Origin of the sequence: Paractinoplanes bogorensis, from assembly GCF_018829635.1 — a bacterium.
GTDB lineage: Bacteria > Actinomycetota > Actinomycetes > Mycobacteriales > Micromonosporaceae > Actinoplanes > Actinoplanes bogorensis.
The window spans coordinates 661,587-684,034 of record NZ_JAHKKG010000005.1; the positions used below are offsets into that span (position 1 = coordinate 661,587).

At 71.0% G+C, this 22,448-nt stretch carries 27 protein-coding genes; 17 read left to right on the plus strand and 10 right to left on the minus strand.

The window, feature by feature from the left end; genetic code table 11:
- The first annotated feature begins 186 nt into the window (after positions 1-186).
- The 4 genes from KOI35_RS18535 to KOI35_RS18550 all read left to right on the plus strand — a co-directional run bounded on the left by KOI35_RS18535 (position 187) and on the right by KOI35_RS18550 (position 4,889).
- Positions 187-2,823, plus strand: a complete 2,637-nt coding sequence (locus KOI35_RS18535; protein ID WP_308121059.1) for a LuxR C-terminal-related transcriptional regulator — start codon at positions 187-189, stop codon at positions 2,821-2,823.
- The gene (locus KOI35_RS18540; RefSeq protein WP_215788701.1) at positions 2,820-3,365 is read left to right on the plus strand and encodes a LuxR family transcriptional regulator; all 546 of its coding nucleotides are present in this window, start codon (positions 2,820-2,822) and stop codon (positions 3,363-3,365) included. Before KOI35_RS18535 ends, KOI35_RS18540 begins: the two co-directional genes overlap by 4 nt.
- Positions 3,366-3,657: 292 nt before the next feature.
- On the plus strand, positions 3,658-4,275 hold the full coding sequence (locus KOI35_RS18545; protein WP_246613272.1) for a maleylpyruvate isomerase N-terminal domain-containing protein: 618 nt from the start codon (positions 3,658-3,660) through the stop codon (positions 4,273-4,275).
- Positions 4,272-4,889 (plus strand): histidine phosphatase family protein, encoded by a 618-nt coding sequence (locus tag KOI35_RS18550; RefSeq protein ID WP_215788703.1) that lies wholly within the window; start codon positions 4,272-4,274, stop codon positions 4,887-4,889. Before KOI35_RS18545 ends, KOI35_RS18550 begins: the two co-directional genes overlap by 4 nt.
- Here KOI35_RS18550 and KOI35_RS18555 read toward each other — a convergent pair.
- On the minus strand, positions 4,854-5,402 hold the full coding sequence (locus tag KOI35_RS18555; RefSeq protein WP_215788704.1) for a DUF4279 domain-containing protein: 549 nt from the start codon (positions 5,400-5,402) through the stop codon (positions 4,854-4,856). The two genes, KOI35_RS18550 and KOI35_RS18555, sit on opposite strands and share 36 nt — an antisense overlap.
- 69 nt (positions 5,403-5,471) lie before the next feature.
- Between KOI35_RS18555 and KOI35_RS18560 the strand changes: the two genes are divergently transcribed.
- Positions 5,472-6,335 carry a dienelactone hydrolase family protein gene (locus tag KOI35_RS18560; protein ID WP_215788705.1) on the plus strand — a complete coding sequence of 288 codons (864 nt, stop codon included), beginning with the start codon at positions 5,472-5,474 and terminating at the stop codon, positions 6,333-6,335.
- Here KOI35_RS18560 and KOI35_RS18565 read toward each other — a convergent pair.
- Entirely contained in the window at positions 6,332-6,775 is a 444-nt protein-coding gene (locus tag KOI35_RS18565; RefSeq protein WP_215788706.1) for a VOC family protein, read from the minus strand. The genes KOI35_RS18560 and KOI35_RS18565 overlap by 4 nt on opposite strands.
- Before the next feature lie 121 nt (positions 6,776-6,896).
- On the opposite strand from KOI35_RS18565, the gene KOI35_RS18570 reads away from it, so the two are divergent.
- Together KOI35_RS18570 and KOI35_RS18575 are read left to right on the plus strand one after the other, a co-directional pair.
- Positions 6,897-7,748, plus strand: coding sequence for a phosphotransferase (locus tag KOI35_RS18570; RefSeq protein ID WP_215788707.1), 852 nt, complete (start codon positions 6,897-6,899; stop codon positions 7,746-7,748).
- Between the two features lie 107 nt (positions 7,749-7,855).
- Entirely contained in the window at positions 7,856-8,647 is a 792-nt protein-coding gene (locus tag KOI35_RS18575) for a lysophospholipid acyltransferase family protein (RefSeq protein WP_215788708.1), read from the plus strand.
- 274 nt (positions 8,648-8,921) lie between these two features.
- Here the strand turns inward: KOI35_RS18575 and KOI35_RS18580 are convergent, their stop codons facing one another.
- Complete coding sequence (locus KOI35_RS18580) at positions 8,922-9,521, minus strand: helix-turn-helix domain-containing protein (protein ID WP_215788709.1); 600 nt, start codon at positions 9,519-9,521, stop codon at positions 8,922-8,924.
- 89 nt (positions 9,522-9,610) lie between these two features.
- Between KOI35_RS18580 and KOI35_RS18585 the strand changes: the two genes are divergently transcribed.
- Positions 9,611-10,966, plus strand: coding sequence for an MFS transporter (locus KOI35_RS18585; protein WP_215788710.1), 1,356 nt, complete (start codon positions 9,611-9,613; stop codon positions 10,964-10,966).
- Positions 10,963-11,868: an NAD-dependent epimerase/dehydratase family protein gene (locus tag KOI35_RS18590; RefSeq protein WP_215788711.1), complete on the plus strand. Its 906-nt coding sequence runs from the start codon at positions 10,963-10,965 to the stop codon at positions 11,866-11,868. The genes KOI35_RS18585 and KOI35_RS18590 overlap by 4 nt, the downstream gene beginning before the upstream one ends.
- A gap of 79 nt (positions 11,869-11,947) precedes the next feature.
- On the opposite strand, the gene KOI35_RS18595 is transcribed toward KOI35_RS18590, so the two are convergent.
- Positions 11,948-12,703 (minus strand): hypothetical protein, encoded by a 756-nt coding sequence (locus KOI35_RS18595; protein ID WP_215788712.1) that lies wholly within the window; start codon positions 12,701-12,703, stop codon positions 11,948-11,950.
- Positions 12,704-12,849: 146 nt separating this feature from the next.
- Positions 12,850-13,677 (minus strand): VOC family protein, encoded by an 828-nt coding sequence (locus tag KOI35_RS18600; protein WP_308121060.1) that lies wholly within the window; start codon positions 13,675-13,677, stop codon positions 12,850-12,852.
- On the opposite strand from KOI35_RS18600, the gene KOI35_RS18605 reads away from it, so the two are divergent.
- Entirely contained in the window at positions 13,600-13,929 is a 330-nt protein-coding gene (locus tag KOI35_RS18605) for a DMT family transporter (RefSeq protein ID WP_215788713.1), read from the plus strand. The two genes, KOI35_RS18600 and KOI35_RS18605, sit on opposite strands and share 78 nt — an antisense overlap.
- Positions 13,926-14,246, plus strand: coding sequence for a DMT family transporter (locus KOI35_RS18610; protein ID WP_215788714.1), 321 nt, complete (start codon positions 13,926-13,928; stop codon positions 14,244-14,246). Before KOI35_RS18605 ends, KOI35_RS18610 begins: the two co-directional genes overlap by 4 nt.
- Here the strand turns inward: KOI35_RS18610 and KOI35_RS18615 are convergent.
- Positions 14,243-14,407, minus strand: a complete 165-nt coding sequence (locus tag KOI35_RS18615; RefSeq protein ID WP_215788715.1) for a hypothetical protein — start codon at positions 14,405-14,407, stop codon at positions 14,243-14,245. The two genes, KOI35_RS18610 and KOI35_RS18615, sit on opposite strands and share 4 nt — an antisense overlap.
- Positions 14,408-14,490: 83 nt before the next feature.
- Between KOI35_RS18615 and KOI35_RS18620 the strand changes: the two genes are divergently transcribed.
- Together KOI35_RS18620 and KOI35_RS18625 are read left to right on the plus strand one after the other, a co-directional pair.
- Positions 14,491-15,195 (plus strand): hypothetical protein, encoded by a 705-nt coding sequence (locus tag KOI35_RS18620; RefSeq protein WP_215788716.1) that lies wholly within the window; start codon positions 14,491-14,493, stop codon positions 15,193-15,195.
- Positions 15,196-15,904: 709 nt separating this feature from the next.
- Complete coding sequence (locus KOI35_RS18625) at positions 15,905-16,909, plus strand: tyrosine-type recombinase/integrase (RefSeq protein WP_215788717.1); 1,005 nt, start codon at positions 15,905-15,907, stop codon at positions 16,907-16,909.
- Here the strand turns inward: KOI35_RS18625 and KOI35_RS18630 are convergent.
- A complete protein-coding gene (locus KOI35_RS18630) occupies positions 16,858-17,283 on the minus strand; it encodes an organic hydroperoxide resistance protein (RefSeq protein ID WP_215788718.1) in 426 nt (141 codons plus the stop codon). The genes KOI35_RS18625 and KOI35_RS18630 overlap by 52 nt on opposite strands.
- On the minus strand, positions 17,280-17,711 hold the full coding sequence (locus tag KOI35_RS18635; protein WP_215788719.1) for a MarR family winged helix-turn-helix transcriptional regulator: 432 nt from the start codon (positions 17,709-17,711) through the stop codon (positions 17,280-17,282). The genes KOI35_RS18630 and KOI35_RS18635 overlap by 4 nt, the downstream gene beginning before the upstream one ends.
- A 79-nt stretch (positions 17,712-17,790) precedes the next feature.
- Between KOI35_RS18635 and KOI35_RS18640 the strand changes: the two genes are divergently transcribed.
- A complete protein-coding gene (locus KOI35_RS18640; protein WP_215788720.1) occupies positions 17,791-18,294 on the plus strand; it encodes a GNAT family N-acetyltransferase in 504 nt (167 codons plus the stop codon).
- Here KOI35_RS18640 and KOI35_RS18645 read toward each other — a convergent pair.
- Entirely contained in the window at positions 18,273-19,052 is a 780-nt protein-coding gene (locus KOI35_RS18645; RefSeq protein WP_215788721.1) for an endonuclease/exonuclease/phosphatase family protein, read from the minus strand. The genes KOI35_RS18640 and KOI35_RS18645 overlap by 22 nt on opposite strands.
- 129 nt (positions 19,053-19,181) lie before the next feature.
- On the opposite strand from KOI35_RS18645, the gene KOI35_RS18650 reads away from it, so the two are divergent.
- The gene (locus tag KOI35_RS18650) at positions 19,182-19,640 is read left to right on the plus strand and encodes a heme-degrading domain-containing protein (protein ID WP_215788722.1); all 459 of its coding nucleotides are present in this window, start codon (positions 19,182-19,184) and stop codon (positions 19,638-19,640) included.
- 49 nt (positions 19,641-19,689) lie between these two features.
- The gene (locus tag KOI35_RS18655; RefSeq protein WP_215788723.1) at positions 19,690-20,652 is read left to right on the plus strand and encodes an NAD-dependent epimerase/dehydratase family protein; all 963 of its coding nucleotides are present in this window, start codon (positions 19,690-19,692) and stop codon (positions 20,650-20,652) included.
- Here the strand turns inward: KOI35_RS18655 and KOI35_RS18660 are convergent.
- Entirely contained in the window at positions 20,638-21,591 is a 954-nt protein-coding gene (locus tag KOI35_RS18660; RefSeq protein ID WP_215788724.1) for a pyridoxal-phosphate dependent enzyme, read from the minus strand. The genes KOI35_RS18655 and KOI35_RS18660 overlap by 15 nt on opposite strands.
- 45 nt (positions 21,592-21,636) lie before the next feature.
- Here KOI35_RS18660 and KOI35_RS18665 point away from each other — a divergent pair, with 45 nt between their 5' ends.
- Entirely contained in the window at positions 21,637-22,377 is a 741-nt protein-coding gene (locus KOI35_RS18665) for an alpha/beta fold hydrolase (RefSeq protein ID WP_215788725.1), read from the plus strand.
- The last annotated feature ends 71 nt before the right edge of the window (positions 22,378-22,448 follow it).

Below are 22,448 nucleotides of genomic sequence, written 5' to 3' on the forward strand. Positions count from 1 at the left end.
CTCGTCAGCCGGGCACACTGTCGGTGAGAATGTGCAGACCACGGCCGGTGTCACGCGAGGCCCTCCTGATCGACTCGGGGCGGGCTGACAGGGGCACCGCCGCAGGCAACAGCCTACGGACAGCGCACGACCGGGGGATCCCAGGTTCGTGCCACGCACACCGAGAAATCGGGGAGAGGGGATCAGGTGGCGGAAGCGCTGCAACAGGCGGCCGCCATGCTGCAACGCCCCGGCCTCGTCGTGCTGACCGGCCCGCCCGGCAGCGGCCGCAGCACCGCACTGCGGGAGCTGACGGCCGCCGTGCCCGGCCCGGTCCACACCGGCGGCGGACTGGCGATGCTGCAGACCGTGCCGGCCCTGGCCCTGTCGCGGGCGGTGCGGGCCCGGCTCCCCGCCCACGACGTGCACCTGCTGGCCGAGGCCGTGCGCTCCCGCGTCCGGGCCGGGCTGCTCGTGCTCGACGACATCCAGTACGCCGACCCGGCCACCCTGGCCGCGCTGCCCCTGCTCGCCGCGCACTGCCGGGTGCTGGTCGCGTTGCGTACCCCGCACCGCCTGTCCGCACCGGCCCTGGACGAGCTGCGGACGGCGGCGACGGCCTGGGTGCAGATGCCGCCGCTGACCCGCGACGAGGCGCTCGAGCTGGCCCGGCGCACGGCCGGCCACCTCGACCCGGCTGTTGTCTCCGCCGTCGTCGATCGGGCCGGGGGAAACCCTCTCGCGATCACCGCGCTGGCCCGGCAGGCGGCGGCGGCCAAGCCGGGTGCGGGGCCGGGCATCGACCAGGTGGCGTACGCCATTGCCTCCGCTCTCGCCGACCTTCCCCGTCCCGCCCGTACGGCTCTGGCCGCGCTCGGTCTGCTCGGGCGGCCCGCCCCGGCTGCCCTGCTCGGGGCGGGCGCCAACGACCTGATCGCCGCGGGTCTGGTGGCGCCGGTGGCGGTGCTCGCGGGGGCCGAGGCCGGCTCCGGTCGGCACGCCGCTTCCGAGGCCGGCGTCTCTGCTCCGGACGGCGGCTCGACTGCACGGCACGCTGCCGATCCCGGTATTTCTGCCGCGGCCGCCGGGGATCTGCTTCTGGTGCCGGTGTCGACGTATGTGGCCGAGACCGCGGCCGGGCTGCTCGACGCGGCCGCCCGGGTCGAACTGCACACACGGCTGGCCGAGCTGACACCGCCGGCCGAGGCGGCTCGGCATCTCGCGGCAGCCGGTGACCTCGCCGGGGCCCACCGGCGGGCCCTGGAGGCGGCGGACCAGACGAGCGGCGGGGACCGGGCGGCGCTGCTGCTGTTCGCCTGCGAGCTCGACGTGCCGATCGACTCCCGGGTCCGGCTGGCCGCCGCCGACGCGCTGCTCACCGCGGGCCGGGCGTCGGCCGCGGCCCAGGTGCTGCGGCCCGGTCTCGGCCCGGAAGCCGACGTGCTGCGCGGCGAGGCGCTGCTGCAGGCCGACAACCCGCAGGCCGCCCGCGACGCCGTGCGGGCGATACCGGACGCGGCGACCGGGCCGGTGCTCGCCGGCCGCGACCGGGTGCTGCTGCTGGCCGAGCTGGCCGCCGACCCGGACGCCGCCCAGGACCTGGCCGACAAGATCAGCGCCCGGCATCCGCAGCCCTCACCGGGTGTGGCGGCGGCGTTGGCGGCGGTTCAGGCCCGATTCCGTACGCCGGGATGGGACGCCGCCCTGACCACGGCGGCGCACAGTGCCGACCCGTTGATCGCCCGCTGGTCGGCGTGGCTGCTGGTCGAGCAGCTGGCGGCCGACGGACGGCTCACCGAGTCGGCCGACATCGCGCTCGACGCGGCCCGGTCCGCCGCGGACGATCTCGCCTACGGCTGGCAGACCCGGTTCACCGCGGCTGCCGACTGGGCCCTCGCCCTGCGCGGTTCCATCCCCGGCGAGCTCGCTCCCTCCGCCTCTGTGCCGGACGGGGACGTGCAAACGTCCGGTACGGGAAGCCGCCCGGGTCTCGGGGACGGGGTGGTGCGGCGGGACGCGGCTGACGGCGTACTGGGAAGGGTGTTGAATCTGACCGATCGGGCCCTGCCGGACGAGGCACGCGGGTATGCGACGGCGGCGACGGCGCTGATCGAGGCCGACACCGGGTTGCTGGCGGCGGCGCGGGCGCACCTCGACGCCGGGCCGGCGCATCCGGCTACGGCGTGGGTGGCGCAGGAGACGGCGTGGCTCGACGGGCAACCCGACCGGGCTCGTGAGGCGTCCTCCGTGGACGGCGGCCTGCTCGCCGGACTGCATGCGATCACCGCCCGGTGGGCCGCCCACGATCTGGGTGTTCAGTCGGCGCCGCCGATTCCGGGCGGGCTTCCCGGCGCTGCCCGGCGTACGCTGACCGCCTGGGCCACCGGCACCGGCTTCACCGCGGCCGCCGAGGGCTGGAAACCGATCGCCCTGCGCGAGCGGATCCGCTGCCTGATCGCGGCCGGGGTGACCGACACCGACCCGGCCCGGGCCGTCGCCGCCCTGCTGAGCGCAGAGCAGCTCGCCGACGCGGCCGGGCTCACCGTCCTGGCCGGACGGGCCCGCCGCGGCCTGCGCCGGCACAACGTGCACCGTGACACCCGCAGCCCCCGCTCGGGGGATCAGCTGACCCGCCGTGAGACCGACGTCCTGCGGCTGGTCGCGGCCGGCGAACCCACCCGCCGGATCGCCGGCCAGCTCGGCATCTCGGCCGAGACGGTCGACACCCACATCCGCGCCGGCATGCGCAAGCTCGGCGCCCGGACCCGAACGGAAGCGGCCGCCCTGGCCTTCGCGAATCCCTCACCCGACGACATGTCTGACACGCTCAAGGATGGCCGGTGACCAGACAGACCGACGCTCCCCGCCACGTCGTCGCCAATCCCGGCGACGCCGACACCGTGCTCCGGCGCCTCACCCGGGACGGATGGGTGGCCCGGGACGGCTTCGCCCTGCCCGACCCGGCCTGGGACGTCACCGGCAGCCGCCTCGTGCTGCACGGTCGCATCGGTGACCCCGACACCCTCCAACTGGCTGTGCTGGCCGCCGCCCGCGGCGCCGGGATCGTCGCCGTGTGCGACGCCGAGTCGCCGCTGGGCCGGGCCCTGCTCGACGACCTGGCCCGGCTCGGACCCGTCCACCAGGGCGTGGCCGAACCGGCCGGCACCAACGACACGGTCGCCGACCTCGTACCCGAACAGCGGGCCCTGCTCGACCGGCTCGCCTCGGGCGACACGATCGCCGCGGCCGCCGCGGCCGAGTTCCTGTCCCTGCGCACCGCCAACCGCCGCATCGCCGAGGCCCGCGCGTTGTTCGGCGTCCGCACCACCCGGGAGGCCGTTCTGGCCTACCTGCGCCAGCGCGGCGCTCCGCCCCGCTCACACTGACGGTTCGCTCGGCCGCCACCGAGCCCCGTCCCGCCGCGGTGGTGCTGCTCTGCGCACCACCCGAGCCGGCCTGGCGCATCGTTCCGCTCAGCCCTCGCTCCAGTCCGGCGCGAACCCGTCCCGCCGCGGTAGTGCTGCTCTGCGCGCCGCCCCAGCCCTCGGTCCGGGGTGGCGCGAACCCGTCCCGTCGCGGTGGTGCCGCTCTGCGCGCCGCCCCAGCCCTCGGTCCGGTCTGGCGCGGAGCGGAAGAAATCGATTGCGCGCCGACCCTGGGACGCAGCTAATGACTTTCATGATCGCTGACGACGTCACCCGGGCCGCGGCCCTCGCTCGCACCACGTTCGCCGCGGCCGCCGAGCTCGACTGGGACAAACCGGCGGGTGAGCTCGAGTGGAGCTGCTGGGAGACGGTGGAGCATCTGATCGACGACCTCATGGCGTACGCCGCGCAGCTCGCCCCGGCGCAACCGTCGACCACCACGCACGTCCCGTTCGGGTGGCAGCATTTCCGGGAGGGCGGTCCGGAGCTGACCGTCTTCGTCGACCGTAAGGAAGGCCCGGCCGGGTTGCTGCAGGTCTTCGAGGTGAGCGCGGCCATCCTCGCCGCCCTGGTCGCGACGGTCCCCGCCGACCGGGTGTCCTATCACTGGTTCGGGCCGTCGGACGCGTCCGGGTTCGCCGCGATGGGGGTCACCGAGATCCTCGTCCACACCCACGACGTGGCCGCCGGGTTCGGGCTCGACTGGTCGCCGCCGGTGGAGCTGTGCGCCGGGGCGTTGCGCCGCCTGTTCCCGGACGCGCCCGCCGGGCACGAGCCGTGGCCGGCCCTGCTGTGGTGTACCGGCCGGATCGACCTGCCCGGCCATCCCCGGCGGACGTCGTGGACGTGGGACGGCACCCCGTCCGCGTGAGGATCATCCTGGTGCGCCACGCCATGCCGGCGCTCGAGCCCGGCGTCGCCCCGCATCGGTGGCGTCTCGGGGCCGAGGGGCGGGCGGCCGCCGGTCAGCTGACGCTCCCCGCAGATGGCTATCTGGTCGCCAGCAGCGAACCCAAGGCCGCCGAGACACTGTCGGCGGCCGGCCTGGTGCACCGCGGACCCGGCTCCGGCGATCAGCAGATCCACGCCCCCGGTTCGGCCGGAGAGCGCCCCAGCAGGCTGGTGCATCGCGAACCCGGTAGCGACAGGGCCTGCACAGCACAGTCCGCCCGGCTGGTGCATCGCGATGCCGGTTTCGACGAGGTGCGCCGCCCGCACGAGTGGCGCGACGACCACCGTGCGCGGGCCCGCGCCTACGTCGACGGGGCCGTGCACCCCGGATGGGAGCCGCGTGATGAGGTGGCCGCCCGGTTCGAGGCGGCGATCGTCCGGCATGCGGCCCGCGCCGCCGGTCGGCCCCTCGTCGTGGGCAGTCACGGTATGGCGATCACGTGCTGGCTGGCCGCTCAGGGGCGGTTGGCTGTGCCGCCGGGGCAGTTCTGGGCGGCCCTAGCCTTTCCCGGCGTCGTCGAGGTCGTCCGGTAGTTCCAGGTACTGGTCGTGGACCAGGGCGAGCCCCAACCGGGCCAGCCGCTGCAGGGTGTCGGCGCGATAGGAGATCACCACTGTCGCCGTGGTGATCTCGCCGTCCGGGTAGCGGCCGGCCCGCATCCAGATCACGACCATGATCCCGGCCCGCATGCCCAGCTGCGTGCGGGCCCGGGCGAGGCCTTCGCCGTACGGCTCGATCTCGTCGAGCAGGGCGGTCACCACCGATTCGGTGTCGAACGTCTCGGTGTAGTCGGACGGCTCGTACGACCAGGTGCTGTGCCGCTTCGGCGGCCTCTTCCCGCCGTGCGACACGTCGCCGCGCCGCCACGCGTGGGTGGGTGTGAGACCGACCAGCTCGGTCACTGCCTGCGGGTCGAACGCCAGCTGCTCCTCGTCGGCCGCGCTGTAGGGCGGCGACCCGGCCGGATCGTAGTCACGTTGCACGTAGAGGTAGGCACGTTGTTCGCAGCCGGCCTCGATATAGGCGGGCGGGGAGTCCTCGGTCATCGGGGCAAGCCTGGCCAACTGGGGCCCGCGGCGCCACCGATTTCCGGCGGCGTGGCACCATTCGCGGTCGTGGATGCCGGCTGGAAGCAGTTGCTCGGACCGTGGCCGTCCCGCGTGGAGCTCGACGCGGAGACGGTCGAAAGCGTGGACTGCGGCTCGTACACGCGGGAGAAGGTCGTCTATTCGGTCGGCGCCGCAGAGCGGGTGCCCGCCTACGTCTGCGTGCCGAAGTCGCTGACCGGGCCCGCCCCGGCCGTGTTCTGCCATCACCAGCACGCCGGGCAGTTCGGACTGGGCAAGAGCGAAGTCGTCGGGCTGGCCGGCCACCCCGATCAGGCGTATGCGGCCGAGCTGGCCGAGCGTGGCTTCGTGACGATCGCGCCGGACGCGCTCGGTTTCGAGGAACGCAACTGGAGCCCCGACGGCGAGTCGAACGTGTCGTGGTGGGAACTCTCCACCCGCCTCGTACGCGGGGAGACACTGCTGGCCCAATGCCTGCACGACATCTCCACCGCGATCGACTATCTGGTCGCACGGCCCGAGGTCGACGGGTCGCGGGTCGGTTTCCTCGGGCACTCCTACGGCGGGCGGATGGCGTTGTGGGCGCCCGCGACCGACACGCGGATCAGGGCGTCGGTGTCGAACTGCGGGTGCATCCCGTTCCGGCTGTCGGCCACCCCCGACACCGGTCTGCAGGCCGAGACGGTGGTGCCCGGCTTCACCGCGGCCGGCTACGACCTGGAGGACGTCGTCGCCTCCTATCCGCCGTCGACCGCCCTGCTGATCTCGGCCACGAGCGACGACAAATGGAGCCGCGGCGCCGCCGAGCTGGCCGCGGCCGGGGGCGAACTGGCCGCGTACGAGGGAAGGCATGTCTTCACCGCACCGATGCGCGCCCACGCCTACGCCTTCCTGGCCCGCCACCTGGCCTAACCGCCGAACGCCAGCAGCGCGCCGCGCCCGTCGAAGCGGGCCCCGCCCGCCCAGGCGATCTCCCACCGGTTGCCTTCCGGGTCGGCGATGTAGCCCGACCGGCCACCCCACGGCCGGTCGACCGGCTCTGCCACCGCTGTCGCCCCGGCCGCAACGGCTGCCGCATAAGCGGTGCCGACCTCGTCGCGGGAGTCGACGTTGCAGGCCAGCGTGACCCCGGACCAGCCGCCCAGCGGCGCCGCGCCCTCGGGCACAGCCTCGGCGGCCAGATCACCGACCGGGAACAGGGCCAGCAGCACCCCGCCGAGCAGGAACGACGACCAGCCGTCGTCCGCGCCGTCGGCCTCGGGCCAGCCGAGCCCCCGGTAGAAGGCCCGCATCACCGGCATGTCATGCACGCCGAGCGTCACCACGGTCAGCCGCGCCGGAATCGATGTCATGCCGGCGATCCTGCTCCGGGGGTACGACAATTCCGTGCTGACGGGTGGCCGACACCATCGACGGCCATGAGGCGGTAAGGTCGGCCACGCTCTTTGTAGGCGTCACCGGGCGGGGGCCGAAGTGACTGAAGCGGTTCGCCGGGCCTGGCCACGATCGGCGCGCCTCGACGCCCCGCACATCCTGGAACGGATCGCCGAGATCACCGGTGTGCGGCTCGTCCTGGAAGGCCCGGCCCCCGGCGGTGAGGTCGGCGCGGCCTATGTGCGCTGGCCCGACGGGCGCCGCTCGGTGCTGACCGAGGGCCGCTCCCGCAGCGGCCCGCTGGTCGACCGGGCCCGCAACGCCGGAGTGCCCACCGCCCGCCACGAACTGGCCGCCCACGTCGACGGGGCCCGCGTCATCGTGCAGCAACGCCTCCCCGGGCAACCACCCGAGCAGCCCGACGCCCACCTCGTACGGCAGATGCTCGCCATCAACGACCGGCTGGCCGGGCTGCTCGCCGACGTGCCCGCCCCGAAACCCAGCGACCTCCACCTGATCGGCGACGGGCCAGGCTTCTGCCTGCACCAGCCCCTGCAGGAACACAGCACCCGCTCGGCCGCCCTGCTCAGGCGCATCCACGAGATCGGCGCCACCGGCACCGTCATGATCGGCGACGACCTCGTACACATGGACTTCCACCCCGGCAACGTCCTCGTCGACCCGACCGGCCGGGTCACCGGGCTGATCGACTGGGACGGCGCCACCCGCGGCGACCGCCACTTCGACCTGGTCACCCTGCGGTTCGTGCTCACCGGCCGGTCCGCCGCCCTGCTCACCCCCCTCGACCAGCGCCTCGCCGGGCTCTCCGACCGCCGGTACAACGCCTACTGGGCACACATGAGCCTGCGAATGGTCGACTGGTCCATCCGCCACCACGACGCCACCGCCGTCGACCACTGGCTCGACGTCGCCGAGTCCGGTTTCCGCTGACCGGCCCCTGAGCGACCAGGACCGGCTCCCGGACGAGGACCGGACCGGCGAACCGTCCGACCGGGCGATCATGAGCCCGGCCCCGCCGTGCGACCATGGACAACCTTATGGAAAGCCGTTCACCTTATGCCGCCGCCCCGTTCATGTGGCGGTTCATGCTCGTCCTCGCCCGCATCATCGTGTTCCCCCTGTGCCGGCTGCGGGTCACCGGCGACATCTCACCCGAACTGCGCCGCGGCCCGCTGATCCTGGCGTCCAACCACGTGAGCCCGTTCGACCCGATCGTCATGACCGCGGCCTGCCACAAGATCCGCATCGCGCCCCGCATCATGGCCACCGGCGGCCTGTTCGACGCCCCCATCGCCGGCGCCGCCATGCGCAAGGCCGGGCACATCCGCGTCGACCGGCGCTCCGCCACCGTCGCCGACGCCCTGCCCGCCGCCGCCCGCGCCCTCAAGGACGGCGCCCTCGTACTCGTCTACCCGGAAGGCCGCATCGGCCTCGACCCGTGGATGTGGCCCGAACGCGGCAAGACCGGCGTCGCCCGGATGGCCGCCCTCACCGGCGCCCCCGTCCTGCCGGTCGCCCAGTGGAACACCCACGCCGTGCTGCCCTACACCACCCCGAAGCACCTGCTGCGGTCCCTGCTGCGCGCCGTCCGGCACCGCCCGGTCGTCCACGTCCGCTTCGGCACCCCGGTCGACCTGACCCACCTCACCGGCACCCCCGGCGCCCAGGCCATGCAGGCCACCCGCCTCATCATGGCCGGCATCGACGCCACCCTGGCCCCGCTGCGCACCAGCGAGATGGAAACCCCGCACTACGTCGACACCACCCGGGCCGAAGACCTTTCCCGCGTACGGCCGCGCCGCCACGCCGACAACCACGTCACCCACTGACGGAGTTTCGGACGATCCCGGCCCAGGACCGCGCCGCGGCGAGCAGGGCGGTGCCGAGCCGGCCAGGCGGCGGTGGTGGCGGTCCCGCTCCCAGGTCCGGCTCACCCCGCAGGCATGGGCGCCGCCGTTGGTCGAGAGGCTCGGTCGAGGCGGCCGATGCGGACCGACCACTCGACGCACGCCCGGCGGAAACGTGCGGATAGAAGACGGGGACCCGTCTCACCGGTGAGCCTTCGACTGACCGATGGGATGTCCAACCGGCAACACGGTGAGATCAGCGCTCCGCGGAGGTTCTGATGGTGGCGGTGGCGCGCGTGTGCATACGTTCGCCCTGAACGCCGAGCAGGGCCAGGATCTCGGCCGGCTGGCTGCCGGCAGCACCGAACCAGTGCGGTGCCCGGGTGTCGAACTCGGCCGCCTGGCCCGGAGTGAGCAGCATCTCCTGATCACCGAGGACCAGTCGGAGCGTGCCGTTGAGGACGTAAAGCCATTCGTAACCGTCGTGCGTGTTCGGCGCCGGTGTCGCCGGCGGGCCCTCGCCGGGCAGGATCAGTTTGTACGCCTGGATGCCGCCGGGTCTGCGGGTCAGCGGGATCAGCGTTTTCCCGTTGCGGGTCACAGGGCGCAGGTGCACCCGTGCGTCGCCGGTAGGCGGCCCGTCGAGCAGGTCGTCGACCGAGACGGCATGTGCCGCGGCCAGGGCAAGGACCTGTTCGAGGGTGGGCAGGCGGTGCCCCTTCTCCAACCGGGACAGGGTGCTGACCGGAATGCCGCTGGCCACGGACAGCGCGGCGAGGGTTGCGCCGTTGCGCTGTCGTATCGCTCGCAGCCGCGGGCCCAGGTTGCGCAGAGTCTGCTCGATCGCGGTGGGCACCGGTCAAGTTTGACAGATCCGCAAAAAATTGCCGGTGATTGCCGGAGCCGCACTCACGCTGGACCCGTTCCGAATGATGGGAAGTGAGTATGCGCTCCTCCATGGCCGGCCGCCTGGCCGTCCTGTTCCTGACCCAATTGATGCTGGTCGTCGACACCACCATCGTCAACGTCGCCCTGCCCCGCATCGGCACGCAGCTCGGGTTCTCCGACGCGGGACTGAGCTGGGTCGTGACGGTGTACGCCCTGTTCTTCGGCGGCCTCATCCTGCTCAGCGGCAAGATCGGAACGCTGATCGGCGCCCGCCGTGCCTTGCTGACCGGTGCTGCGATCTTCGTCGTCGCCTCGGCGGCGGGTGGGCTCGCCTCCACCCCGGGGATACTGATCGCCGCGCGGGCGTTTCAAGGCGCCGGTGCTGCCCTGGCCGCACCGAGCGTGCTGGTCCTGCTGACCGCCATCACCACCCCGGGCCCGCAGCGGGCGCGGGCGATGGCCCTTTTCGTGCTGGCCACCGGAAGCGGCGCAGCCGCCGGACTGATCATCGGCGGCCTGCTCACCGAGGCATTCGGGTGGCGGTCGGTGATGTTCGTCAACGTCCCGGTCGGCGTCGCGATCCTCGCAGGAGGATTCGCCTTCCTCACCGAACTGCCCCGCACGAAGCAGAAGCTCGACGTCGGTGGCGCTGTGACCTCGACTCTGGCCATGGCCGCGGCGGTCTACGGCTTCACCCTGATGGGTGACAAGGGCTTCGCCCACCCGGCGGTCATCGCCGCTCTCACCGTCGCGGCCGTCGCTCTCGCCGTACTGATCGCCGTCGAGCGGGGCAACCCCGACGCGGTGCTGCCACTGAGCTTCTTCAGGTCCTGGCACAGTTCCGGACCTCTGCTGGCCATGCTCGTCATCCCCGCCGGGCAGGTCTGCTACCTGTACTTCACCACCCTGGTCACCCAGCAGCAGCTCGGCTACACGCCGGTGCAGACCGGGATGATTCTGGTGCCGTTCACTCTCGCACTGATCCTGGCCAACCAGCTCACCCCACACCTGCTGAGCCGGCACGGTGAACGTCTGATCGGTTCGCTCGGCATCGCAGGCCTGACGGCGGGCATCGCCGCCATGGCGTGGGCGGTCAGCGGCCCCGTCACGGTCACCACCCTGATCCTGCCCTCGGTGGTACTCGGTCTGTCCGCCGGGCTGACCTTCGCCCCCGTCACCGCCATGATCATGAACCGGGCCCCGGACGGCAACACCGCGGCGGCCGCGAGCCTGCTGCAAGGCATGCAGCAACTCGGCGGCGCCATCGGCCTGTCCGTGATCATCGCCGGCGGCCACACCTATGCCGGAGCCTTCCTGGCCACGGCCGCCTTCCCCCTCATCGCCCTCGCCCTGTTCACCCGGGGCACCCGGCACAGCAGTCCCCTCACCGCCACTGCGAAAGGACACTCATGAAAATCTTCCTCACCGGCGCGGCCGGTTACATCGGCGGTGCCGTCGCCGCCCGTCTGGTCGCCGACGGGCACCAGGTCCGCGGCCTGGTCCGCAACCCGGCCCACGAACCGCTGCTCACACAGGCCGGAATCACCCCCGTACGCGGCACCCTCGACGACACCGACCTGCTCGCCGCCGAAGCGACCACCGCCGACGCGGTGGTCAACGCAGCCAACAGTGATCATCGCGGCGCCGCCGAGACGTTACTGGGAGCCCTGCGCCACACCGGCAAGCCACTGGTTCACACCAGCGGATCCAGCCTGATCGGCGACGACGCCCAAGGCGACCACACCACCGCGGCGATCCACGACGACACCGACCAGATCGTCGCCGACGCCCACCCCATGCGGCAGGCCCGCTTCGCGATCGACACCATGCTGGTCCAAGCAGCCGACGACGACGTACGAACCGTCGTCCTCTGCAACTCGCTGATCTACGGCACCGGACGGGAACCACGGCCGGACACCGTGCTCCTGCCGCCGCTGATCGACCAGGCCCGTGCCAGCGGCATCGTGCGGGTCGTCGGCCAGGGCCACAACCGATGGTCGAACGTCCACATCGACGACGTGGCCGCGTTGTACTCCCACGTCCTCACCAACCCGGCCGCGACCGGGTTCTACTTCGTCGAAGGCGGTGAGGCCTCATTCAGGGAGATCGGCACGGCGATCGCCGACCGCTTCGGCCTGGGCCCGGTCCAGCCCTGGAGCCTCGACGAGGCCGGACAAGCCTGGGGCGAGGGATTCGCCCGCTACGCTCTCGGCTCGAACAGCCGAGTCCGCGCAACCCGGGCCCGGCAACTCGGCTGGACCCCGGCCCACACCTCCATCACCACCTGGATCCGGGACGAAATGAAGATCGGCTGACCAACGCCCCGGCACCGGCCCCGCTCGTCGCGACACTTTCCGAGGTCGCGGCGAGCGGCGTCAGCCGCACCTAGCTAACTCACGGCTTCTCGCCCAGCTCGGCCAGCCGCGCCTCGACCTCGGCCAGCTCGGCCCGCAACCGCCGCGCCTGCTCCTCGGCCTCGGACCGCTCGGCCGCCATGATCTGATCCACCGCCTCCTGCACCCCCGGCACATCCACCAGCGCCACCATCCGCAACGCCTCGGCCGGACGGATCACATAAGGCTTCGCGAGGGACTTCGACCCCTGCGACGCCGCCACCATCCACTCGCCCTCGCCATAAGACAGAGTGACCGTCAGCGCCGGCGGCGGCTTCGGCTTCGCCGCCCGGGCAGCCGGTTTCCGCGGCGCAGTCACGTCATCCCCACCCTTTCGCGGCGCCGGCGCGCCCGCCCTATCCTCGCGCGGCGCCTCCACGACAGCCGGCGCGACACTCGCAGCGGTGGCCGGCCCGCCACGCCGCGAACCGTTACGCGACCCGGGCGCCGGCTGATCGAGCACGAAAGCCGGCCCCGCCGGCACCGGATCTGGCTCCGGCGCGGGAGGCGGCACCGCCTTACGCGCGGCCGCACCCCGCGGCGCCACCCGCAGATCACCGGGGGAGAAGGGCAACTCGTCACGCCCGAACCGCACCGTCACCCACTCCTCGGACTCGGCCGGATCACCCAACCCGATCACCTGCCCGATCTGCCCCACCATCTGCCCCGCCGCCTCGGTGAACTGCACCCGCGGCTTACGCCCCGACGCCAGCCCGTCGCGGATCACCTGCAACTCGTCGGTGCTCAACCCCGCCATCACGCCACCCTTCGAACGTTTGTATGAAGACTTCTACCAGGCCCCACCGACAAAACCGCGCCCGGGGGACACCGGCGGCGTGTCCAGCCCCACCACCCCGTACGGAAAAAGCCACGCGAGCACTCCGCCCGTACGGGAAAACGCTCCTAGAACAACGGCGACCGGCCGGTCACACAGAACTCCCGGCCCAGCGGATCACGCAGCGTCGTCCAATCACCGGGCACCCGCCGCACCACCTCGGCACCCAGCGCGACCAGCCGCTCCACCTCGGCCTCGACATCGGAGCAAGCCAGATCCACATGCATCCCGGCCACACCCGCATCGAGCCGCTGGAACAACAACTTCAGCGGCATACCCGCACCACGGACAAGATGCTCGAACTGGGGCAGATCCGACGCCTGCCGTGCCCACCCGGTCAACGCCGACCAGAACGAAACCTCACGATCAAAAGCGTTCCCCGGTACGTCCACACACAGCTGATCAACCGCACTCACATGCCCACCGGGCCACGCCACCGGAGCCGGCCGCACCGACTCACCCGCCCACCGCACCAGGCAGAACACCACACCGGCGGGGGAGCGCAACACCACCAGATCCCCCTCGTCACCGACCACCGCAGCACCCAGCCCGACCGCCTCCACGGTGGTCGCCGTCACGTCGATCACATGCAGATCCAGATGCGTACGCGGGGGAGAAGAGGGCAAGATCTGCACGCGTAAATACGCATCACCGGCCGCCGGCACCAACGTCGCGAAATCACCCCGCCGCGGCGACCTCGTCGACCCCGTCACATCCAGCCAGAACCCCTCCGCCACCAGCGACGGCGAATCCAGAAACCCCGTGATCCAACGCACCTCAGCCACACCCGGACGGTACAGATCCGAAGGAGCCCCCCGATGAAGTGGCCCGCTCTCGCCGCCGCCATCACATCCGAAGTCACCGCCAGCCTCGCCCTGCGCGCCGCCGTCGACCACCCCGCCTGGTACATCCTCGTCGTCGCCGGATACAGCCTCTCCTTCGTCCTCATCTCCGTCATCCTGCGACTCGGCATGCCCATCGGCGTCGCCTACGGCATCTGGGCCGCCAGCGGCGTCGCCCTCACCGCCCTGGCCGCCGCCGCCATCTTCGGCGACCCCCTCACCTGGGTCATGGGCCTCGGCTTCATCGCCATCATCGGCGGCGTCCTGCTCATCGAACTCGGCTCCCACCCGGAACCCGCCGCATGAGCTTCGTCTTCCTCGGTCTCGCCATCGCGCTCGAGATCAGCGCCACCATGGCCCTGCGCGTCTCCGAAGGACTACGCCACAAGAAATGGATCGCCCCGATCCTCGCCGGCTACATCGCCTCGTTCACGATGCTGTCCCTCTCCCTGCAAGCGGGCATGCCGATCGGCGTCGCCTACGGAATCTGGTCAGCCATCGGCATCGCCGGGACAGCGGTGATCGCACGGGCGGCGTTCAAAGAACCGCTCACCCGCACCATGGCCGCCGGCATCGTCCTGGTCATCGGCGGCGTCCTGCTCGTCGAACTGGGCAGCCACTAGTCGCCGCTGAAAATCAGCCGCCGGTGATGCGGGCGCCCCGGAGCGGGCAGGAGCAGCTCCGTCAAAGCGATCAGCGGTTCCGTCGCCGGCAGCTTCCCGAGCTCGGCGATCACCATGACCGCCTGGCGCGCGTTGAACGTCGTGTCGTCGTACTCGTCCACGCCCGCCAGCAGCGGAAACGAGGCCGGATCGGCACACGGCTGCCACATCACCCTCGGCGGTGACCTCGGAGACGAGCTGCCCGGTGTATTCGACGACCCGCACACTGATACCCACGCGCAGCAGTATCGCGCAGGGGGAGTGGCACACTGCCGCGGTGATCCTGAGGCACTACCTGAACAGCTTTCACCCACCGGTGGACGAGGCCGTACCGACCGACGCCACGTCGTGGACGGGGGAGGAGCCGTTCTGGCCGGCGTTCCTGCTCTCCGTGGGCGGCTCCGAGACGGCGGCGATCGCGTTCGACGCGGATCCGGCTGACGTCGAGGAGTACGCGGAAGACCTGCACCGGCCGGACAACTGGCCGTACGTGGTCGTGCCGCTCGCATCCGGTCACCGTGTCTACGTGTTGTTCCGCAACTACGAAGACGACTCCGGGTGGGACTACCTCCTGCAACCGGCCGGCGCCGACAGGGTGGCCACGTTGGCGGCGCTCGAGGGGCACTTCCGGGGGCCCGCGTTCTCATGGCCGGAGCTCGTGGCCGTCGCGAACCAACCGGACCACGGCCAGAGCGCCGCCGAGCGACTACGTCTGTTGCTGCCCGCCATGGGCGATGACGACCTGCCGGATGATGCCGAGCAGGTGATCAGTGCGGCCTTCGTCGCCGTCGGCGGGCGTCCGCGATATCAGCGCGATGTGGCGCGGGAGCTGATGTTGGCCAGTCAGCGTTTCTGGGGGTCTGTCTCGCCTGAGGATCGCCGCCTGGCGGTCTTCGGCCTGGGTTCCTGAACTTCTGGTGGGCGGCCCGATACCGGCCGGCAAACGATCAACCTGGATGCCCGCGACGCCCGATCCATCGACCAAATCTCAGGTCGTCAATGCATCTTATGTCAACTTAGCGCTGGAGAGAGGTGCGCTGGGCGCCTCTTGAAGACCGGCCGCTCTGGCGCTGCTCGCCGTCCGGGACGGCAAGGTCACGGGCGTTGTGCTCCAGACCGACGACGACGTGCTCTGGCGCCTTCTCGGCGTTAGCCGCCCCGCAGGTCGGTTGACGCCACGGGCCGGACTGCGTCACGGACGACGCCTCGGCTGACGGCGGGGTTCACCCGACTTGCCGGCGGTCTTTGGAGGGCGCTGCGCGCCCGGTCCGGCGGGAGTTCTGTCAGAGCCGTTTTCCCAGGATTTTGGCGGTGTGCGAGCAGTTCGCCAGGCTGTTGCGAAGCTTCGGAACGAATTCAAGATCGCCGAAAGCAGCCATCCCTAGCCCCCGCCCACCTCGGGGCTTGGTGGGACGCTACAACACGACAAGGGCTGCGCACCCGGCCCTGTCCACAGGCGCCGGCGCCGCTCGAAACGATCATGCGGGACTGTCCACAGGCAGAAAAGCGTCCGATGTGTCTTCACGACGGGGCGCGTCCTGGTGAAGCCACATCGTGACCAGCAAGAACGCACTGACCGAGACTTTCGCAAAGCATCTGATTAGTGCATAATATGGCTTATGCAGGATAATCGCGACTTTCCGGTCAGCGAGCTCACCAGTGATTTTCTCGCGGCCCGAGCCACCAGGAAGCCTTCGGTGCACACGCTGAAGGCGTACGAGCGGGACCTGACCTTGATCGTCGATCTGATGGACCGGGAAGTCGTCACTCTGGGTGACCTCTCCCCCAGGAATCTGCGTCTGGCTTTTGCCGGATTTGCGAGCTCCCGCGCCCCCGCCTCAGTGGCCCGGGCCTGGTCGAGCTGGAACGCTTTCTTCACGTTCCTGGTGACCGAGCAGGTGGTGGCCGGCAATCCGATGTCGGCCGTCGACAAGCCTCGCTTGCAGGCCCACTCCCCTAAGCCGTTGCGGGGTGAGGACACGCCGGAGCAGTTGCTGGATGCCGTGTCGCGGGTGGATGAGCGTCAGCGGGATCCCTGGCCGGAGCGGGATGTGGCGGTGCTGGCTCTGGCTCTGTGTGCGGGTTTGCGGTTGTCGGAGATGCTCGCTCTGCGTACGGGGTCGTTTCTGGGGCGTCCGGGTGAGCGGCGGGTGGAGGTGGCCGGTAAGGGTGGGCGGCCGCGGACGGTGCCGATCGAGCCGGAGCTGGATGCGGTGGTGGAGCGGTATGTGGAGAGCCGGCGGGTGCGGTTCGGCCGGGTGCGGCCGGATGAGGCGTTGATGGTGGATCGCAAGGGTGCTCCCCTGCAGCGGGGTGGGCTGCAGTATCTGGTGAGTTCGTGTTACCGGCGTGCGGGTGTCAATGACCGTGTTCCGCGGGGGGCTCAGTTGCACGCGCTGCGGCATACGTTCGCGACGCGGCTGGCGGAGGACGGGGCCAATGCGAGCGAGATCATGCGGTTGCTGGGGCATGCGTCGCTGGCGACGTCGCAGAACTACATCGAGGTGACGGCGGAACAGCAACGCGCGGCCGTACGGGCGAACCGTACGAACCGCGCGTTGGGAAAGCTGGGTCAGGCGACGGACAGTTTCACGTCGATGTTGCCGCGGGTGGCGTTGGAGTAGGGGCAGACCTGGTGGGCGGCTTCGAGCAGGGCGAGGGCCTTGGTCTCGTCGACGCCGGCGAGTTCGGCTTCGATGGTGGCGTTGAGCTGGAAGCCGGGGGTGCCGTCGGGGTATGGGCCGATGCCGACGTCGACGGTGATGGCGGTGTCGGTGAGGGTGATTTTCTCGTTGCGGGCGACGAGTTTGAGGGCGCTGTGGAAGCAGGCGGCGTAGCCGGCGGCGAAGAGTTGTTCGGGGTTGGTGAGGGCGCCGCCGGGGCCGCCCATTTCCTTGGGGACGGCGAGGTCGAAGTCGAGGACGCCGTCGCTGGAGCGGACGTGGCCGTTGCGGCCGTCTCCGCTGGCGGTGGCGGAGGCGGTGTAGAGCGTGGTCATGCGGTGGTTCCTTTCTGAGGGATGCGGCTGAGCAGGTGGATGAGCTGGTGGAATTCGTCGACGGTGAGGTCGACGGCGCAGGCGATCTGTTCGGGCAGGCCGGCGAGTTGGTCGCGCAGGCGCAGGCCTGATTCGGTCAGGGAGACGACGACGGTGCGTTCGTCGCTGTTTCCCCGGTCGCGGCGGACGTGTCCGGCGGTTTCGAGTCGTTTGATCAGGGGCGAGAGGGTGCCGCTGTCGAGTTTCAGGCGAGTGCCGAGGTCGCGGACTGTCGTTGGGCCGTGGTCCCAGAGGGCGACGAGGACCAGCAGTTGGGGGTAGGTCAACCCGTGGGGTTCGAGCAGTGGCCGGTAGACGGCGGTCATGGCGCGGCTGGCGGCGTAGAGCTGGAAGCAGACCATCTGGTCGAGCGTGCTCGGGGTGACCATGCGGAGAACGGTAGTGCGCAATTCAGTTGTGCGCAACTGATGTGTGGTGTTGATCGCAACTGTGTGTGAACATGCTGCGGTGCCGGATATCCGTTTCGTACAGCTCTCCCCCGCCGCCCTGTCCGCGTTGATCGCCGGTGATCTGGGGGCCGCCAGTGCCGCCGCGGGGGCCGAGCTGAGTTCGTTCCTGGTGGATGAGGCCTGGTTGTGGGTTATCCGTCTCGACGAGGTGGTGGCTGATCCGGCGGCCGGTGAGTGGATCGCGCGGGCCGCGGTGGCCGAGCCGGAGGGTGTAACTGTCGGTCACGGAGGGTTTCATGGGCCCCCGGACGAGGACGGTGTCGTCGAGGTCGCCTATTCGGTGGCGCCGGAGCATCGGCGTAAGGGCTACGCCAAGGCGATGCTGCGTTCGCTGCTGGAGCGGGCGGACGGTGATCCGCGCGTGACCGCCGTACGGGCAAGTATCCGTCCGGACAACATCGGGTCGCGGGCGACGATCGCCGGGTTCGGGTTCAGGAAGATCGGCGAGCAGTGGGACCCGGAGGACGGTCTGGAGGACGTCTACCTGAGGCGGTCGAGCTGAACGACCAGGGGCAGGTGGTCGGAGACAGCCGGCCGGGGTGTGGAGACCTGCACGACGCGGCCTAACGTGTCGATGCCGTGAGGGTCGGCCAGGATGTGGTCGAGCTGGGCGCGGGGCATGGGGCTGGGGAAGGTGGCGGCGCGGCCGAGGGTGCGCCAGCCGCTGACGGCGCGTACGGGCCGGGCCGGCATGTTGAGGTCGCCGAGCAGCACTCTGGGGGCCGGGAGACCCCGCAGCGCCCGTACGGCGTGGCGCAGTTGCCGCAGGTTCCAGCCGGGCACGAACGACAGGTGGGTGGTGGCGACGGTCATCGGCCCGTGGGGGGTGTCGAGGACGGCGGCGAGCAGCACCCGGGGTTCGTCCTTGAGCAGGCGCAGCCCGTTGTCGGGGTCGTAGATGGGTGAGCGCATCGGGGCGCCGGGCAGGGTGGTGATCTGCCAGCGGGTGACCGGGTAGCGGCTGACCAGGGCGATGCCGTAGAGCGGGTGTTCGTTGTCGTCGTCGCTGCGCCACGGTTGCCAGGTCTCCCCCGGCGTGCCGACGACGGCGGCGGCGAAGCGGTGGACGGGTGCGCCGAGGGCGTCGGCGGCGATGGCGGTGAGGTCGAGCAGGCCGCTGCGGGGCTGGGCCTTGTCGACCTCCTGGAGGCCGAGGACGTCGGCGTCGAGGTCGGCGACGGCTCGGGCGACGCGGTCGGCGTGTACCGTGCCGTCGGACAGGGATCGTCCGTGCAGCAGGTTGAAGGTGGCCAGGCGCACGAGTACGAACCCTAACGAAGATGGGAGTGCCGATGTTCATCAAGGCGCTGTGCTGCTCAGTGATGATCTTCATCGCTCTTGCGGCGATCGGGATCTGGTTGCAGCGGTCCCGGCGTCGATAATGCCCGCATGACCGATGATCTGATCGCCGAGCTGGTGGCCCAGGAGGCCGAGCTCGAGCTGACCCGTTTCGACAACGCGGACGCGTGGCGCCTGGGCAGCCTGCTGGTGCAGCTGGCGACCGAGCGGGGGCTGCCGGTGGCTATCGACATCCGCCGGGGTGCGCAGCAGCTGTTCCATGCCGGTCTGCCGGGCAGTGTGGCCGACAACGACCGGTGGATCGAGCGCAAGGTGCGGGTGGTCGAGCGGTACGGTGCGTCGTCGTTCCTGGTCGGGCGTCGGCTGGCCGCGAAGGGTCAGGAGCTGGACGCGGGGATGGGTGTCGACCCGGCCGACTATGCCGCGCACGGTGGGGCGTTCCCGATCCGCATCCGCGATGTCGGGGTTGTCGGCGTGGTGACGGTGTCCGGTCTGCCGCAGGCCGAGGACCACGCGCTCGTCGTGGAGGCGTTGCGGGCTTTTCGCTGACAGGAGAAAGACCTTCCGTTTCCCGTACGGGGGCAGGCATGGTCCCCGCATGAGAGTGCTGATCCTGGGCGGTTCCGGTTTCGTCGGCCGGTCCGTCGCCGACGAGGCCGTGCGCCGTGGCTACGACGTGACCGTGTTCAACCGGGGCCGGCGCAGTGCCCCGGCCGGTGTGACGACGGTGACCGGGGACCGTGAGGGCGATCTGAGCGCGCTGGACGACGGCACGTGGGACGCGGTCATCGACACCTGGTCGGCGCGGGGTGAGGCCGTACGGCGGACGGCGGAGCTGCTGAGCGGCCGGGCCGGGGTGTACTCGTACGTGTCGAGCCGTTCGGTGTACACGGGTGAGCAGAACGAGAGGGCCGAGGACGCGCCGCTCGTGGACGTCAGCGACGAGGGCTATGCCGGGGACAAGCTGCGCGGTGAGCTCGGGGCGGCCGCGTTCGACGGTCCGGTGCTGCTGGCGCGGGCCGGGCTGATCCTCGGCCCGTACGAGGACATCGGCCGTCTGCCGTGGTGGCTGAACCGGCTCGCGCGCGGCGGCCCGACCCTGGCGCCCGGGCCGCGGGACCTGCCGTTGCAGTACATCGACGCCCGCGACCTGGCCAACTTCCTGCTCGACAACGCCGGACGCCGTACGGCGGGCCCGTTCGACCTGGTCAGCCGGTCCGGGCACACCACCATGGGTGAGCTTCTCGATGTGGTCAACGAGGTCACCGGCGGGCACGCCGAGCTGCGCTGGACCGGCCCCGAGGTGATCGAGGCGGCCGGGATCCAGGGGTGGACGCAATTGCCGATCTGGTTGCCGCCGGGTGAGCTGCACACGTTCCTGCATCAGGGGGACGTGTCGAAGGCGTACGGGGAAGGCCTGGTGTGCCGCCCGGTCCGCGAGACGGTCGCCGACGCCTGGGCGTGGCTGCAGTCCCTGCCCGGCGACGCCCCGCAGCGCGCCGACCGCCCGCGCGTCGGCCTGGACCCGGCGGTCGAGGCGAAGGTGCTAGCCGAGCAGTGACGCCAGGCGGGCCGCGCCGACGTTGCCGCCGGAGATGATCACACCGATGCGGGCCGGCTCCCCGCCGGTGAGGCGACCGGCCAGCAGCGCGGCGAGTCCCGTGGCGCCGCTGGGTTCCATGACGAGTTTGAGCCGGTCGACCGCGAACCGCAGGGCGTCGCGGATCTCGTCGTCGCTGACCAGCACGATCTCGTCGACGAGCTCTTTGTTGATCGAGAAGGTGAGTTCCCCCGGGGTCGGGGCGGCCTGCCCGTCGGCGATGGTGCGGGGCACGTCGATGGTGACGCGCTCCCCCGCCTTCAGCGACAGGTAGGTGTCGTTGCCGGCCTCGGGCTCCACACCGAGGACGCGGATGCCGGGTTGCAGGCCTTTCGCGGCGATGGCGCTACCGGCGATGAGCCCGCCCCCACCGACCGGCACCAGGATCGCGTCGAGCTGCCCGACCTCGTCGAGGAGTTCGAGGGCGGCGGTGCCTTGCCCGGCGATCACGTCCGGGTGTTCGTACGGCGGGATCAGGGTCAGCCCCCGCGAGTCGGCCAGCGCCTGACCGATCTGCTCCCGGTTACCGGTGTACCGGTCGTAGGTGATGATCTCGGCCCCGTAGCCGGCCACGGCGTCGAGTTTCGAGCGGGGCGTGTCTTCCGGCATGACGATCACCGCGGTGGTGCCCAGTTCCCGGGCGGCGAGCGCGACGGCCTGGGCGTGGTTGCCCGACGAGTAGGCCGCGATCCCCCGGGCGAGGGCTGCGGGCTCGAGCTTGCGGATCGCGTTGTAGGCCCCGCGGAACTTGAACGCCCCGATCCGCTGCAGATTTTCGGCCTTGAGAAAGACTTCCGCGCCGGTACGCTCGTCCAGGGTCCGCGACGTGATCACCGGCGTGCGGTGCGCGACCCCTTCGATGCGCGCGGCAGCGTCCCGGACGTCCTGCAGGCTCACCATCAATTCGTTTCCCCTCGACCCACGGCCGGCGTAGCGTGCGCGGCGATGACGCTATCCCATGAGTCTGACGGTTCCGGTCCAGCAGTCCTGTTGCTGCACTCCACGGTCTGCGACCGCCGCATGTGGACCCCGCAGGTGCCCGCCCTGGTCAAGGCCGGTTTCAGAGCCATCAGGCCAGACCTTCCCGGGTACGGCGACACGCCCGTCCCGACCGCACCGACGGACGTGGCCGCCGAGGCGCTGGCCCTGACCGGCGACGGCCCGCTACACCTGGTCGGCTCATCAGGCGGCGGCGTGGTGGCGCTCGAGATCGCCGCCCGCTGGCCGTCCCGCGTCGCGTCCCTGACTCTGCTGTGCACGGCCGCGCCCGGCCTGGTCCCGTCACCAGCGTTACGCGCGCTCTGGGACGGCGAGAACGCCCTGCTGGAGGCAGGCGACGTTGCGACCGCCACCGAGCTGAATGTCCAGACGTGGCTGGGCCCGCAAGCCTCCGACGAGGCACGTGCCCTCGTACGGGAAATGCAGTCACATGCTTTCAAGGTGCAGTTGGCCGCCGACGAGCCCGACGAGATCGAGATCGACTGGACCCCAGACGCGATCACTGCACGCACACTGCTGGTGTCAGGCGCTCACGACTTACCAGACTTCGCAGCGATCGCCACCAGTTTGGCCGCAAGCCTGCCCCAGGCCAGGCATGTAGAGCTGGACTGGGCAGGCCACCTACCAAGCCTGGAAGACCCAGCCAAGATCAACGAACTCCTGCTGACCTTCCTACGTTCCAGCTGACGTTACGCAGAGCCGGCCCGACAGAGGCAGTGAGCAGTAAAGGGTGAGTCAGCACGGACCCCCGCACGGTG

Excerpts from the sequence above, each read along its gene's own strand:
- KOI35_RS18655 (WP_215788723.1), top strand. The coding sequence starts at position 19,690 with ATGAGAGTGCTGATCCTGGGCGGTTCCGGTTTCGTCGGCCGGTCCGTC.
- KOI35_RS18585 (WP_215788710.1), top strand. The coding sequence starts at position 9,611 with ATGCGCTCCTCCATGGCCGGCCGCCTGGCCGTCCTGTTCCTGACCCAA.
- KOI35_RS18590 (WP_215788711.1), top strand. The coding sequence starts at position 10,963 with ATGAAAATCTTCCTCACCGGCGCGGCCGGTTACATCGGCGGTGCCGTC.
- KOI35_RS18660 (WP_215788724.1), bottom strand. The coding sequence starts at position 21,591 with ATGGTGAGCCTGCAGGACGTCCGGGACGCTGCCGCGCGCATCGAAGGG.
- KOI35_RS18610 (WP_215788714.1), top strand. The coding sequence starts at position 13,926 with ATGAGCTTCGTCTTCCTCGGTCTCGCCATCGCGCTCGAGATCAGCGCC.
- KOI35_RS18545 (WP_246613272.1), top strand. The coding sequence starts at position 3,658 with ATGATCGCTGACGACGTCACCCGGGCCGCGGCCCTCGCTCGCACCACG.
- KOI35_RS18665 (WP_215788725.1), top strand. The coding sequence starts at position 21,637 with ATGACGCTATCCCATGAGTCTGACGGTTCCGGTCCAGCAGTCCTGTTG.
- KOI35_RS18605 (WP_215788713.1), top strand. The coding sequence starts at position 13,600 with ATGAAGTGGCCCGCTCTCGCCGCCGCCATCACATCCGAAGTCACCGCC.
- KOI35_RS18575 (WP_215788708.1), top strand. The coding sequence starts at position 7,856 with ATGGAAAGCCGTTCACCTTATGCCGCCGCCCCGTTCATGTGGCGGTTC.
- KOI35_RS18555 (WP_215788704.1), bottom strand. The coding sequence starts at position 5,402 with ATGACCGAGGACTCCCCGCCCGCCTATATCGAGGCCGGCTGCGAACAA.
- KOI35_RS18595 (WP_215788712.1), bottom strand. The coding sequence starts at position 12,703 with ATGGCGGGGTTGAGCACCGACGAGTTGCAGGTGATCCGCGACGGGCTG.
- KOI35_RS18635 (WP_215788719.1), bottom strand. The coding sequence starts at position 17,711 with ATGGTCACCCCGAGCACGCTCGACCAGATGGTCTGCTTCCAGCTCTAC.
- KOI35_RS18565 (WP_215788706.1), bottom strand. The coding sequence starts at position 6,775 with ATGACATCGATTCCGGCGCGGCTGACCGTGGTGACGCTCGGCGTGCAT.
- KOI35_RS18650 (WP_215788722.1), top strand. The coding sequence starts at position 19,182 with ATGACCGATGATCTGATCGCCGAGCTGGTGGCCCAGGAGGCCGAGCTC.
- KOI35_RS18630 (WP_215788718.1), bottom strand. The coding sequence starts at position 17,283 with ATGACCACGCTCTACACCGCCTCCGCCACCGCCAGCGGAGACGGCCGC.
- KOI35_RS18625 (WP_215788717.1), top strand. The coding sequence starts at position 15,905 with ATGCAGGATAATCGCGACTTTCCGGTCAGCGAGCTCACCAGTGATTTT.